This window comes from Pseudomonas sp. PvP001 (genome assembly GCF_040546375.1).
Lineage (GTDB): Bacteria > Pseudomonadota > Gammaproteobacteria > Pseudomonadales > Pseudomonadaceae > Aquipseudomonas > Aquipseudomonas coleopterorum.
Genome location: NZ_JBEPNQ010000001.1, coordinates 3,212,314 through 3,224,770, shown reverse-complemented (window position 1 = coordinate 3,224,770; position 12,457 = coordinate 3,212,314). Strand labels below are relative to the sequence as shown.

The 12,457-nt window shown below is 64.6% G+C and carries 13 protein-coding genes and 1 pseudogene; 6 read left to right on the top strand and 8 right to left on the bottom strand.

Annotated elements, in window-relative coordinates; genetic code table 11:
- Position 1: 1 nt before the first annotated feature.
- The 3 genes from ABMD26_RS14720 to ABMD26_RS14710 form a co-directional block, all read right to left on the bottom strand.
- Complete coding sequence (locus tag ABMD26_RS14720) at positions 2 to 613, bottom strand: 3'-5' exonuclease (protein ID WP_049860889.1); 612 nt, start codon at positions 611 to 613, stop codon at positions 2 to 4.
- 12 nt (positions 614 to 625) lie between these two features.
- On the bottom strand, positions 626 to 1,105 hold the full coding sequence (locus tag ABMD26_RS14715) for a LabA-like NYN domain-containing protein (protein WP_043192734.1): 480 nt from the start codon (positions 1,103 to 1,105) through the stop codon (positions 626 to 628).
- A 362-nt stretch (positions 1,106 to 1,467) separates the two neighbouring features.
- The gene (locus ABMD26_RS14710) at positions 1,468 to 2,187 is read right to left on the bottom strand and encodes a DUF2076 domain-containing protein (protein WP_134723758.1); all 720 of its coding nucleotides are present in this window, start codon (positions 2,185 to 2,187) and stop codon (positions 1,468 to 1,470) included.
- Between the two features lie 220 nt (positions 2,188 to 2,407).
- On the opposite strand from ABMD26_RS14710, the gene ABMD26_RS14705 reads away from it, so the two are divergent.
- Positions 2,408 to 3,061 carry a YciC family protein gene (locus tag ABMD26_RS14705; protein WP_122742627.1) on the top strand — a complete coding sequence of 218 codons (654 nt, stop codon included), beginning with the start codon at positions 2,408 to 2,410 and terminating at the stop codon, positions 3,059 to 3,061.
- Between the two features lie 9 nt (positions 3,062 to 3,070).
- On the opposite strand, the gene rutF is transcribed toward ABMD26_RS14705, so the two are convergent.
- From rutF to rutA, 5 genes are read right to left on the bottom strand one after another with little or no spacing between them, the layout of a single operon-like run.
- Positions 3,071 to 3,586, bottom strand: a complete 516-nt coding sequence (rutF, locus tag ABMD26_RS14700; protein ID WP_122742628.1) for an NADH-dependent FMN reductase RutF — start codon at positions 3,584 to 3,586, stop codon at positions 3,071 to 3,073.
- Positions 3,583 to 4,365: a pyrimidine utilization protein D gene (gene rutD / locus ABMD26_RS14695; RefSeq protein ID WP_354310426.1), complete on the bottom strand. Its 783-nt coding sequence runs from the start codon at positions 4,363 to 4,365 to the stop codon at positions 3,583 to 3,585. Before rutD ends, rutF begins: the two co-directional genes overlap by 4 nt.
- A gap of 20 nt (positions 4,366 to 4,385) precedes the next feature.
- Entirely contained in the window at positions 4,386 to 4,769 is a 384-nt protein-coding gene (gene rutC / locus ABMD26_RS14690) for a pyrimidine utilization protein C (RefSeq protein WP_310792343.1), read from the bottom strand.
- Between the two features lie 10 nt (positions 4,770 to 4,779).
- A complete protein-coding gene (gene rutB / locus ABMD26_RS14685) occupies positions 4,780 to 5,520 on the bottom strand; it encodes a pyrimidine utilization protein B (RefSeq protein ID WP_354311831.1) in 741 nt (246 codons plus the stop codon).
- Complete coding sequence (gene rutA, locus ABMD26_RS14680; RefSeq protein ID WP_043192722.1) at positions 5,520 to 6,602, bottom strand: pyrimidine utilization protein A; 1,083 nt, start codon at positions 6,600 to 6,602, stop codon at positions 5,520 to 5,522. The genes rutB and rutA overlap by 1 nt, the downstream gene beginning before the upstream one ends.
- A gap of 279 nt (positions 6,603 to 6,881) precedes the next feature.
- Between rutA and rutR the strand changes: the two genes are divergently transcribed.
- The 5 genes and pseudogenes from rutR to ABMD26_RS14655 all read left to right on the top strand — a co-directional run bounded on the left by rutR (position 6,882) and on the right by ABMD26_RS14655 (position 12,451).
- Entirely contained in the window at positions 6,882 to 7,604 is a 723-nt protein-coding gene (gene rutR, locus ABMD26_RS14675) for an HTH-type transcriptional regulator RutR (RefSeq protein ID WP_090360487.1), read from the top strand.
- Between the two features lie 212 nt (positions 7,605 to 7,816).
- A complete protein-coding gene (locus tag ABMD26_RS14670; RefSeq protein ID WP_192069021.1) occupies positions 7,817 to 8,908 on the top strand; it encodes a BMP family ABC transporter substrate-binding protein in 1,092 nt (363 codons plus the stop codon).
- Positions 8,905 to 10,420 (top strand): annotated as a pseudogene (locus ABMD26_RS14665) (ABC transporter ATP-binding protein). Before ABMD26_RS14670 ends, ABMD26_RS14665 begins: the two are co-directional and overlap by 4 nt.
- Positions 10,413 to 11,525: an ABC transporter permease gene (locus ABMD26_RS14660; protein WP_192069023.1), complete on the top strand. Its 1,113-nt coding sequence runs from the start codon at positions 10,413 to 10,415 to the stop codon at positions 11,523 to 11,525. Before ABMD26_RS14665 ends, ABMD26_RS14660 begins: the two are co-directional and overlap by 8 nt.
- On the top strand, positions 11,525 to 12,451 hold the full coding sequence (locus tag ABMD26_RS14655; RefSeq protein WP_354310423.1) for an ABC transporter permease: 927 nt from the start codon (positions 11,525 to 11,527) through the stop codon (positions 12,449 to 12,451). Before ABMD26_RS14660 ends, ABMD26_RS14655 begins: the two co-directional genes overlap by 1 nt.
- Positions 12,452 to 12,457: the final 6 nt, after the last annotated feature.

The following is a 12,457-nucleotide window of genomic DNA, read 5'->3' as shown; positions in this document are numbered from 1 at the left end:
CCTACCCCAACCGATGCTTCTGCAACACCTCGCGCATCTTCGCCATCGGCACTTTCTGCAGCGTGCAGAACAGCCCGTGGGACACCTCGGCCAGCCCGTGCCGCTCGCGCAACTCGCGCGCCAGATGCTGGGTCAGGTTGGCCGCCATCTCGGCATCGGCCATGGCCCGGTGAGCCTGGCCGGTATGTGGCAGCCTCGCCCACTGGGTCAAGGTGCCCAGCTTGTGATTCGGCGCGCCGGGGAACAGGCGCCGGGCCATCAGCATCGAGCAGGCAAAGCTCTGCACCCGCTCACGACGCAGCAGGCTGAGCTCGTGATCCCAGAACTTCTGGTCGAAGGAGGCGTTGTGCGCCAGCAACGGCGTGCTACCGACGAACTCGGCGACTTCGGCCATCACCTCGGCCGCAGGCGGCGCCTTGCGCACCATGGCCGTGGTGATGCCGGTCAGGCTGGCAACGAAGCCGGGCACGGGCAGGCCGGCGTTCATCAGGCTCTGATAGCGGCCGACGATTTCGCCGCGCTCGAGCATGACCACGGCGATTTCCGTGGCGCGGCAACCCATGTTCGGCGAGATGCCGGTGGTTTCGAAGTCGATGACAGCAATGCGTTCCAAAGCGGTGAAACCTCAATTCTTCAGCAGCAATGCACCCTCGATGGGCACGTAGCGGGTGGCGGCGCGGATCAGCGAGTTGGCGGTCAGACCTGGCACCCCATAGGCCACGGCCTCGACGCCATGCTTGCCGATGATGCGGTCGAGCAGCAGGTCGAAATCACCGTCGCCCGAGGCGAGCACGATCTCGTCGACGTGATCGGCGGCGTCCATGATATCGATGGTGATGCCCACATCCCAGTCGCCCTTGGCCGAGCCGTCGCTGCGCTGGATGTAGGGCTTGAGTTTGACCGTGAAGCCGAGGTTGCGCAGGATCTGCTGAAACTGCTGCTGCTTGCTGTCGCCACGGTCGATGGCGTAGGCATAGGCCTCGACGATCTGCCCGCGCTGGCCGATGTCGGCCCACAGTGCGGCGTAGTTGAAGTGACAGCCGTAGGCCTGGCGCACGGTGTAATAAAGGTTCTGTACATCGGCGAACACCGCGATCTTCTTCACCGCACTTCCTCGTCGCGCTGGGCGCCTGAGCTTCTGGAGAGCCAGTATGCCAGTGTTGGGGCGAGGATGGGGTGTCAGTGCCGGCCTCTTCGCGGGCAGAGACCCGCTCCCACAGTGGTTGGTGATCATGTGAGGGGCCAGTATGCCAGTGTTGGGGCGAGGATGGGGGTGTCAGTGCCGGCCTCTTCGCGGGCAGAGACCCGCTCCCACAGTGGTGGTGATCATGTGAGGGGCCAGTATGCCAGTGTTGGGGCGAGGATAGGGGTGTCAGTGCCGGCCTCTTCGCGGGCAGAGACCCGCTCCCACAGGGTTGTGCGCGATCCTGTGGGAGCGGGCTCTGCCCGCGAAGAGGCCCTCAGGCCTTACACAAAATCATCATCGTCGGAAAAGAAGCCACTGTCGCCGCTGCTGTCGTAACCGGCATCGGCCAGCCCGCCCTGATCGTTCCAGCTGTCATTGCTCACCTGCTGGGCATCACCGCTGTCGTTCCAGCCGCCGCTGTCGCTGGCCTGGGCCGGCTCTTCCTTGATCACCTCGACGATCTCCTGGGGGTTGTCGTGGTGAAACAGGCTGCTGATGCCCTGTGCCAGCATCACGCCCCCGGCCACACCGGCAGCCGTCTGCAGGGCGCCGCGCATGAAACCGCCACCCGCCGGGGCCTGAGCGCCTGGAGCGGCGTAGTTCTGCTGGGGCGGCGGCTGATACGCCGGCGCCTGGCGGGCCGGTTCGCGCCAGCCGTTGCCCTGCGGCTGCACGGCCCGCGCCGGTTGCTGCACGTCGCGGTTGCCGCCGCCGAAAATGCTCGACAGGAAACCACCACCGCCCTGCTGCGCCGGCGCGGCCGCCTGGCTGCGCGCCTGCTGCAGTTCAGTCTGCAACTGCTGATTCTGCTCGCTCAAGCGCTTGATCGCCGCTTCCTGGACCAGGATCGCCTGCGCCATGTAATAGGGCGCGGCGGGCTGGGCGGAGACGTGCCCCTTGATGCGCTCGTCGGCCTGCGCATCGCGCGCACTGCCTTCCTTTTCGGCCTGCTGGAGGCGGGTGAACAGACCGTCGATCAGGCTTTGTTCATCAGTGTTCATGGCGACCTCGTTCGATTGCCCGGAAAATGGCGTGGCCGGCGCACAATGCGTCGGTTCTGCTGCAATGATGGGGCTGCTGCCCCGTCTTTCAATGACCGGCCGCGATTAAACTTTGTTCACCCGCGCCCGCCGCCACATTCCACGACGCGCCGAGCGGGTGTTGAAAAGCCCCACCATCGGCTAAAGTGTCGACCTGCTTTTTGACCTGTGACCCGGCCCCATGAACCCGCTGATCGTATTGCGCGACTCGTTCTATTTCTTCCGCATCAACCTATGGGCGATCGTTCGCCTGTGCCTGCCGCTGGTGATCTGCGAGGCTCTGGCGCGCGAGCTCGTGGCACACGCCAGCGGCCCGGATGCCCCGGCGATCTACGACGTGGGCATGGGCCTGCTGTTCTACCCGCTGTACACCGCAGCGCTGATCCTGTTCCTGGATGCCCGAACCGATGGCTACGAGCCTCAGGGCCGACACCTGTTGGGCCAGGCGCTGCACCTGTGGCCGCGCTTCGCCCTGATGGCGGCCATCAGCACCCTGCTGATCATGTTCGGCCTGTGGCTGTTCGTGCTGCCGGGGGTGTACCTGATGATCAAGCTGTCGTTCTCGGAATACCTGCTGGTGCTGCGCAACATCACCCCACTGCAGGCCATGCGCGAAAGCTTCGACCTGACCAAAGGCAAGTTCTGGCCGATCCTGATCACGCTGTTGTCGATCATGATCCCGCTGTGGTTGCTCGACGGTCTGATCGCCATGGCCTGGGCCGATACCCAGCCCCTGCCGGCGCGGCTGCTGGTCGACAGCCTCAACAGCTTCCTGCAGCTGTTGCCCACCGTGGTGCTGTTCCGCCTGTTCATGCTGATGGGCAGGCCGGACTGACGGCGCCGCTCACGCGCTGGCCTGAGTGCCCGCCAGCTCATGGTAGCGGCGAGCGAAATAGACCAGCACATCGGCCTCGTTCTGCTGGCGAATGTCCAGCACTTCACAGATCAGAACATCGTGGGTGCCGACGCTGGTGCTGCTGGTGATCCTGCAATCGAAGGACAGCTTGGCGCCCTCCAGAATCGGCGCGCCGGTCACCCCTTGGCTCCAGTGCCCGGCCGCGAAGCGCTCCTCCTGGGGAAGCTTGCCGCCGAAGGCGTTGGACAGGGCTTGCTGGCCATTGCCCAGGGTGTTGACGCACACCATGCCGTTGCCCGTGAAAGATTCGTACACCGATGCCGCGCGGTTGATGCACACCAACAGCGTCGGCGGCTGGTCGGTCACGCTGCACACCGCCGTCGCCGTAAATCCCGCGCGCCCATGAGGACCGTCGGTGGTGACGACGTTCACCGCAGCGGCAAGCCCTGCCATGGCGTCGCGGAAGGCTTGACGCTCGACGGGAATCGAATGAGACACGGTCATAGTGAAAGTCCTTGAAAGTAGTCCAGCACAGCGTGATGAAAGGGTTGCGGATCGCTGACGCTCGAGGCGTGTCCGCCGTATTCGAGCACCACCAATTTGGCGTTGGGCAGGTGCTCGGCCAGGTGCCGGGAACGCTGCCAGGGCACCAGCATGTCGTCTCGGTTGGCGATCACCAGCGCAGGCGTGTCGATGCTCGCCAGGCGCGATTCGATGTCGAAGGTTTCCAGCGCGTTGATCCGCCGCAGCAGGTTGTCGTGGCTGGGGAAATGCGCCAGCGCATGGGCCTCGTCCGCGGCCAGGCGCGCACCGTTGCTGGCAATCCAGTCGGCCGGGTACAGGAACAACGCCTGCGCCTGTACGTAAGCCTCGGCGCCACTGTCACGCAGCAGGTTCTTGCGCACGGCAAAACAGCGCGCGCTGTGCGGATTGGGGCTGCTCCAGGCATTGATCAACACCAGGCTGCTCAGGCGCTGGGGCTGCAGCGCTGCCAGCGCCAATCCCACCAGGCCACCCAGGGCGTGGCCCATGAAATGGCATCGCTCGATATTGAGTTCGTCGAGCAGCCCCAATAGCTCTTCGGCCATGTGCTGGATGCTGTAGCCCTCGGGCAACTGCGCGGGGCTGCGCCCGGTTCCGGCATGGTCATAGGTCACGACGCGAAACTGCTCGCCGAGCAGCGCCAGATCGCCCGCCCAGAACCCGGCTGAACCGCCGAGTCCCGAACTCAGTACCAGGGTGGGTGCGTCGGCATCCTGCCGACCGTGTATGGCGTGGTACATGCAAACCTCCGCAGTGAGTGTCAGCCGATGTGCGCAATGCTGGCGATTTCGATCAGCGCGTCAGGTTTGACCAGACCGCACTGGATGCAATAGCGCGCAGGCTTCTCGCCGGCGAAGTACTGGGCGTACACCTCGTTGACCTTGGCGTAGTCGGCCCAGTCACGGATCATGATCATGTTGAAGGTCACGTCATCCAGGGTGCCGCCGGCCGCTTCGACCACGCCCTTGATGATCTCCAGCACATGGCGGGTCTGCGCCGTCGCGTCGCCGACGTGCACCACGTTGTTGTCCTTGTCGAATGGCAACGTGCCCGAGACGTACAGCACGCCATCGGCCATGGAACCGGGAACGAAAGGGGCCAGGGGCTTGCCGGTGCCGGCAGGGATAATCGATCGTTTGCTCATCTGTGCATCCTCAGGAAACAGCCCCGACGGGGGCGAATGTGGTGCAGAAGTCGTCGACGCTGGAGACCCAGCCGAAGAAGGTTTCGATGTTGAACAGCGCTGCCTGCTGCGCGAACGCCGGCCCGGCCTGGTGGGTGGCATCGGCCAGCACCACACCGAAATACTCCAGATGGAAACCGTCGCGCAGGGTCGACTCCACGCAGACATTGGTGGCGATGCCGGTGAACACCAAGTTGCGGATGCCGCGAGCGCGCAGGGTGCTGTCGAACGTGGAGTTGAAGAACGCGCTGTAGCGGGTTTTCGGGACCACGATATCGCCCGGCTGGGGCTTGAGCGGGTCGACCAGGGCATAGTCCCACCCGCCCTTGGCCAGCAGTTGGCCTTGCAGCTCGGGGCGCTTGCGCATGGTTTTCAGGGCATTGGACTTGTGCCAGTTGGGTGAGCCAGGCCCGCCCGCCTCGACGTAGTCGGGGTCCCAGCCGTTCTGCAGGAAGATCACCGGAATACCTGCCGCGCGCGCTGCCACCAAGGCTTTCTCGATGGCCGCGATCACCGGGCCTGTGCTCGATACATCGAAGCCGGCCAGGTCCAGGTAGCCGCCCAAAGTAGCGTACGCGTTCTGCATGTCGACCACCACCAGCGCGGTTTCGCTGGCCTTCATGCGCAGGGCTTCGGGGCGGGCGGGAAGTTCACGGGCGGGGTGCGCGTCCTGCGGCAGGGACACACCGGCGACGTTGACGGGCACATTCATCATACGGCCTCCAAAGTGGGCATCACGTGCTGGCGGCTGCTCATCAGCGGCTGGATCTTGCGGCCGAAGTCTTCGATGCCTTGCACGAAATCATCGAACGTCAGCATCACACCCTGGGTACCCGGCACGCTGGCGACTTCGTCGAGCATGCGCGCCACGCTGGCCCAGGAACCGACCAGGGTGCCCATGTTGATGTTGACCGCCGAGGTAGGGTCGGCCATCTGCCGCAGGTTGGAGCTGGCGCCCTTGTCTGCCGAGCCCTTCTCGCCCAGCCAGGCGATGGCTTCCTGATCGGCACCGGCCTTGATGTGCTCCCAGCGCGCGCGGGCGGCCTCGTCGGTGTCGGCGGCGATGATCATGAACAGCACGCAGGAGGTCACGTGGCGCCCGGTCTTCTTGTTGGCTTCGAGCAACGCCTGGGCCGTGGGCGCGAACGCGGTCGGGGTGTTCACGCCTTTGCCGAAGCAGAAGTTGTAGTCGGCGTACTGCGCCGAGAAGGCCATGCCCGCCTCGCTCTGGCCGGCGCAGATGAGCTTCATGTCAGCCTGCGGGCGCGGGCTGACGCGGCAGTCCTGCATGGTGAAATGCTCACCCTTGAAGTCGCTGCGCCCGGTGCTCCACAGGTCGCGCAGGACCTGCGCGTATTCGCCCAGATACTGATAGCGGGTGCCGAAGAATTCGTCGCCGGGCCACAGGCCCATCTGCTCGTACTCCGGTTTCTGCCAGCCGGTCACCAGGTTGACCCCGAAGCGACCGTTGGAAATCGAATCGATGGTCGCCGCCATGCGTGCAGTAATGGCAGGCGGGATGGTCAGCGTGGCAACAGTGGCGAACAACTGGATCTTGCTGGTGACGGCGGCAAGGCCGGCCATCAGCGTGAAGGATTCCATGTTGTGTTCCCAGAATTCCGTCTTGCCGCCGAAGCCACGCAACTTGATCATCGACAGCGCGAAGTCGAAGCCGTAGTGCTCGGCCTTCTGCACGATCTGCTTGTTCAATTCGAAGGTGGGCAGGTACTGCGGCGCGTTTTCGGAAATCAGCCAGCCGTTGTTGCCAATAGGAGTGAAAACACCGATATCCATGTGGTTCCCTTTCTGAGTGATGATCGTTACGCACCGGACAGGTTGCGCATGAAAGTCACTTAGCAGGGATCAGGCCATGTTTGGTTAACCCTTTACTTTCAGAAGGTTGCAGACAACTGGCAAACTTTGTCGGACCAAACGGTCCGAAGTAGAGCACTTGGTTTGTGCGATTTTCCGCGTCGCGGTGCAAAACGATGCACGACGTCCCCGCGCCTGTATCGTCAGCGGACATTCGCCCGTTATCATGGCCGCCTACCTCCAGCCGCAGGTTCCAGACGCGTGAAAGAGCATCCCCCCGCCAACGAGCCCCGTGCCAAGCGCACGCGCAACGTCAAGCCCAAGCCCGCGGCCAAGGCCACCCGCGAGCCGAGCGCGGCGGCACTCAAGCGCCGTTTGCAACTGATGGAAAGCAAACGCACCGCGATACTGGGCGCCGCGCTGGATGTGTTCTCCCGCTATGGCCTGCACGGCAGCAGCCTCGACCAGGTGGCCACTCGGGCTGACGTCTCAAAGACCAACCTGCTGTACTACTTTTCCAGCAAGGACGATCTCTACCTGAGCGTGCTCAGGCAGTTGCTGGAGGTCTGGCTAAGCCCCCTGCAGTACTTCACCGCCGACAAAAATCCGGTCGAGGCCATCGGCGCCTATATCAAGGCCAAGCTCGAACTCTCCCGGGATCACGCGGCAGAGTCGCGTCTGTTCTGCATGGAGATCATGCAGGGCGCGCCGCTGATGCTCAGTGAACTGCAGCAGCCCTTGCGCGAAACCGTCGACACAAAGGTGGCGGTGATCGAACACTGGATCGCGACAGGCCAACTGGCACCGATCAACCCGCACCACTTCATCTTCTCGCTGTGGGCAACCACCCAGCATTACGCCGACTTCCGCACCCAGGTCGAGGCCGTGACCGGCAAGACCCTGCACGATCCGGTATTTTTCGAAGAGGTCCTGGTGGGGTTGCGCGGTTTGATACTCGATGGCGTGCGGCCAAGACCTGCGTGAATGCCCTCTAATCGTGCCGAGCGCACAAACCAAGTGCTCTAGTTCGGACCAATTGATCTGAATTAAGCGTCCGAAATAGCCCAACACGCTGTAACCAAAGCGCTTTTCTGAAATGGCACGGATGCTGCTTTCGAGCTCCGGGCGGCTTAGGGCGGGTTCCTGGCCACGGCAGCATCCCGCTGCCCCATGCTCACATTTCAGGAAGGCGCCTCATGATCAAGAAACTGCTACCGGGAATTTTGCTAGCCGCTTCGGCCTGCGGGACAGGCACTGCTGCCTACGCCGAGGGACTGACCCTCAAGGGCCCGGCGAAGATCGCCATGGTCTACATCAGCCCGCGCAACGACGGCGGCTGGACCCAGGCATTCGACGAAGCCCGGATCAAGCTGGAAAAGAGCCTGGATCAGAAGATCCAGTACGTCGAGAGCGTTCCCGAAAACGCCGCAGCCATCACGCCGGTGGTCGACCGCCTGATCGCTCGCGGCGCCAACATCATCATCGGCACCGCGTTCGGCTATTCCGACACCTTCCTGGCGTTGGCGAAGAAATACCCCGACGTGGCCTTCCTCAACGGTTCGGGCACCACCAACGCCGCGAACCTCGAATCCTTCTACGGCCGTACCTACGAAAGCCAGTACCTGTGCGGCATGGCGGCGGGTGCGGCGTCGAAGTCGGGCAAGCTGGGCTTCGTGGCCGCCAACCCCTTCGGCCAGGTCAACTGGACCATCAACGCGTACGAACTGGGCGCGCAGCAAATCAATCCTGCGGCCACGGTCACGGTCATCTACACCGGCGCCTGGAACGATCCGGTCAAGGAGCGCGCTGCCACCATGGCGCTGATCGACAACGGCGTCGACGTGATCGGCCAGCACGTCGACAGCCCGACACCGCAGATCGTCGCCCAGGAGCGGGGCATTCATGGCACCGGTCATCACCGGGACCTGAGCGAGTTCGCGCCCAAGGCCACCGTATGCTCGTCGATGTGGGTGTGGGACCGTTTCCTCACGCCTGAGGTGAAGAAGATCATGGCCGGCAACTGGGTTCCCCAGGCCAATGGCGCGCTGCTGTCGATGCAGCAGGGCGGCACCGACATCAGCCTGACCCAGGACGCCGTGATCAGCCCCGAGAACCGAGCCAAGATCGACGCGGCGCGGGCCGAGCTGCTGGCCGGCACCAAGACGCTCTATACCGGGCCCATGGCTGACCGTGATGGCCAGCAGCGGCTCGCCCCAGGCCAGGTCATGAGCGATCCGGATCTGTGGAAAATGGACTGGTTCGTCAAAGGCGTGATGACCCAGAAATGAGCCAGGCCAACGCGCTCCAACTCACCGGTATCAGCAAGTCGTTCGACGGCTTCAAGGCGCTGAGCGAAGCCGACTTCAGCGCCCGCTGGGGCGAGGTGCATGCCCTGCTTGGCGAGAACGGCGCTGGCAAGTCGTCGCTGATGAACATTGCCGCCGGCCTGTACGCACCGGAAACCGGCAGCGTGCTGATCGACGACAACAGCGTGCGGCTGCACAGTCCCAAGGATGCCAGCCGCTATCGCATCGGCATGGTTCACCAGCACTTCAAGCTGGTGCGCCCCTTCACCGTGGCGCAGAACATCCTGCTCGGCCTGCCCGAGCAACCGGGAGAAGGCAGCTATCGCAAGCGGCTGGCAGCGCTTGAGCAGACCATCGCCCGCAAGGCCGAGGAGCTGGGTTTCGTCCTCGATCCGCGCCAGGTGGTGGAAACCCTGTCGGTGGCCGAGCAGCAGCGCGTGGAAATTCTCAAGGTGCTGCTGGCGGGCGCGCGCATCCTGATTCTCGATGAGCCCACTGCGGTGCTCACCGACCAGGAGGCCGAGCGCCTGTTGAGCACGGTGCAGTCCTTCGCCCGCCAGGGCGCCGCAGTGGTGCTGGTCACCCACAAGATGGCCGATGTGAAACGCTACGCCGACCGGGTGACGGTCATGCGCGGCGGCCGCACGATCAAAACCCTCGACCCGCAGGGGGTCAGCGTCGAGGAGCTGGTGCGCCTCACCGTCGGCGAATCGGCAGCGCTCAGCCCGACCCTGCCGGCAGCGCCGGGCGAAGCGTTGCTGCGGGTCAGCAATCTCACCAGCGTGGCCGGCACCGGTGGGCTTAAGGGTGTCGACATGACACTCCACGCCGGACAGATCTATGGCATCGCCGGGGTCGGTGGCAACGGCCAGGGCGAGTTGGCCAATGCCCTGATGGGCCTCGAACAACCGACCGAGGGGGATATCCACCTGGCGTCCTTCGGCGACCTGCGCGCGGCCAGCGCCCAACAACGCCGAACCCTGCGTATCGCCGCCATCCCCGCCGATCGATATGGCGCGGCGCTGGCCGGCTCGCTGTCGGTGGCCGAGAACTTCGCCATCGGCCAACTGCACGATGGACGTTACGGCTCTTTCCTGCGCCTGCGCGGCCAACGGCTGCTGGAAGACGCCGCCCAGGCGGTGGCCGACTTCGATGTCCAGGGTGTGCGCTCGCTGCAGCAGAAAGCCGCGCTGCTGTCCGGCGGCAATGCCCAGAAGCTGGTGATCGCACGAGAGTTCAGCCGCAATCCACGGCTGATCCTGGTGCACAGCCCCAGCCGCGGCCTGGACGCGCGCGCCACCCAGGCGGTGCATGCACGCCTGCGCGCCGCCCGCGATGCCGGGGCGGGCGGTACTGGTGATCAGTGAAGACCTGGACGAAGTGCTGGCCCTGGCCGATCGCATCGGGGTGATGAATGGCGGCCGCATCGTCGCCGAATTCGACTGCCCGGCCGACCGCCAGGCCATTGGCAAAGCGATGGTGAGCCATGACTGAACTCTCCCAACCCCTGCTCAAGACCCCACGCCAACCGCTGCTCGGCCGACGCTACACCCTGGAGCTGCGCCAGCAGATGGGCTGGGGCGGCCAGGCGCTGGTGATCGGCCTGGCGGTGCTCGTCGGCTTGGCGCTGAGCACAGCCATTCTGGTGGCGGCGGGCGTGCCGGCCGACCAACTGCTGGAAGAGTTCGTCGGCCAGACGCTGCTCGATGCCGGCAACTTCAAGGCCGTGCTGTTCCAGGCGGCGCCGATGATTCTGGTCGGCATGGCCGGCTGCCTGGCGTTTCGCGCACGCTTCTGGAATCTGGGCCTGGAAGGCCAGATGATCTGGGGCGGGATCGGTGCGGCGGCCATCTCGATCTTCCAGATCGGCCCCGAGGCCCTGCGCCTGCCGTTGATGATGGCCTCGGCCATCGTCTGCGCGATGCTCTGGACCCTGGCACCGGTCCTGCTCAAGTTGCGCCTGAAGGTCAACGAAGTGATTTCGACCTTGATGCTCAACTACATCGCCGCCAACTTCCTGCTGCACCTGCTCTACGGCAGCTGGAAAGACCCACGGGACAACTTCCCCTACTCGCCCGCCTTCCGCCCGTTCGAACGGCTGCCCGACCTGTTCGCCGGCTACAACGTGGCGATCGTCATCGCCGTGGTCATCATGGCCCTGGCCGTGTGGTTCATCAGCGTATCGCGCGCCGGCCTGTACCTGCGCTTCGTCGATGCCAACCCGCGCGTGGCCAGCGCCGTCGGGGTGCCGGTACGGCGGATGATCCTCGGCACCGTGTTGCTGTCCGGCGCCCTGGCCGGTGTCGCGGGCTTCATCGTCAGCGCAGGCCAGGAAGGTCGGCTGACCCAGTCGTTCTACCAAGGCTACGGTTTCTCGGGAATTCTCATCGCGTTTCTGGCGCGCAACAACCCGTTCGCCGCCGCCATCGTCGCCTTGCTGGTGGCGATGCTGTTCGTCGCCGGGCGCAACCTGCAGGTGTTCTACCAGATCCCCTTTTCGATGGTGCAGTTGATCCAGGCCATCCTGGTGATCTGCGTGGCCTCTTCGGACTTCTTCATACGGCACCGTTTGCGGCGCATCCAGGCGGGAGAACAGTGATGGATCTGGTGACTTACTGGCTGAGCAGCGTTCCCGAATTCGCCGTGCCCTTCGCCCTCGCCGCGCTGGGTTTGATCATCATCGAGCGTGCCGGCGTGCTGGCGCTGGGCGCCGAAGGCATGATGCTGGTGGGCGCCCTGGCCGGGATCGGCATGCAACTGGCCCAGGGCCTGCCGGGGCTGTCCCTGCTCGCGGCCATGGCGGCCGCCAGCGTGGTCTCGCTGCTGTTCGCGCTGATGGTGCTGGTGCTGCGCATCAATCAGGTGATTGCCGGGCTGGCCCTGGTGTTTTTCTGTCAGGGCCTGACCGGCTTGCTGGGCACCCTGCTGGGCTGGACCAATCGCCCGGTCAGCGGACTTACGGCCGTCGAGCTGTGGCCGCTGAGCGAGTTGCCGGTGGTGGGTGGCCTGTTCAGGCAGAACCCGATGGTGTTCCTCACCGTGGTGATCTTCTTTGCCGTGGTCTGGTTTCTCAACCGCACCCGCACCGGGCTGAAACTGCGCGCCGTGGGCGAGAACCCCCAGGCCGCCGATGCCGCCGGCCTGCCGGTGCTGCGCTATCGGCTCGCCGCGATTCTGGCCGGCAGCGCACTGATGGGGCTGGCGGGCGGATTCATTGCCGTGCTCAGCACCAAGATGTGGATCGCCGACATGACCGGCGGCCGTGGCTGGATCGCCATTGCCCTGGTGATCTTCGCGCGCTGGTCACCTTGGCGCGCGTTCGCCGGTGCCCTGCTGTTCGGCGGTATCGAGGCACTGATTCCCCAACTGGCCGCCGCCGGTGTGCAACTGCCGCAGTATTTCATGCTGATGACGCCCTACGCCGTGACCCTGGCGGTCATGGTCTGGGTCGCTGCCAGCAAGCGCGCAGGTGCCAGCCAGCCGGGCGCGCTGGGTGAACCCTATGTTCGCGAAGAGCGACGCTGAGCGATT

What these genes read in the sequence shown, in the direction of transcription:
- ABMD26_RS14710 (WP_134723758.1), bottom strand. Translation starts at nt 2,187, where the DNA reads ATGAACACTGATGAACAAAGCCTGATCGACGGTCTGTTCACCCGCCTC.
- ABMD26_RS14705 (WP_122742627.1), top strand. Translation starts at nt 2,408, where the DNA reads ATGAACCCGCTGATCGTATTGCGCGACTCGTTCTATTTCTTCCGCATC.
- rutF (WP_122742628.1), bottom strand. Translation starts at nt 3,586, where the DNA reads ATGACCGTGTCTCATTCGATTCCCGTCGAGCGTCAAGCCTTCCGCGAC.
- rutD (WP_354310426.1), bottom strand. Translation starts at nt 4,365, where the DNA reads ATGTACCACGCCATACACGGTCGGCAGGATGCCGACGCACCCACCCTG.
- rutC (WP_310792343.1), bottom strand. Translation starts at nt 4,769, where the DNA reads ATGAGCAAACGATCGATTATCCCTGCCGGCACCGGCAAGCCCCTGGCC.
- rutB (WP_354311831.1), bottom strand. Translation starts at nt 5,520, where the DNA reads ATGAATGTGCCCGTCAACGTCGCCGGTGTGTCCCTGCCGCAGGACGCG.
- rutA (WP_043192722.1), bottom strand. Translation starts at nt 6,602, where the DNA reads ATGGATATCGGTGTTTTCACTCCTATTGGCAACAACGGCTGGCTGATT.
- ABMD26_RS14670 (WP_192069021.1), top strand. Translation starts at nt 7,817, where the DNA reads ATGATCAAGAAACTGCTACCGGGAATTTTGCTAGCCGCTTCGGCCTGC.
- ABMD26_RS14660 (WP_192069023.1), top strand. Translation starts at nt 10,413, where the DNA reads ATGACTGAACTCTCCCAACCCCTGCTCAAGACCCCACGCCAACCGCTG.
- ABMD26_RS14655 (WP_354310423.1), top strand. Translation starts at nt 11,525, where the DNA reads ATGGATCTGGTGACTTACTGGCTGAGCAGCGTTCCCGAATTCGCCGTG.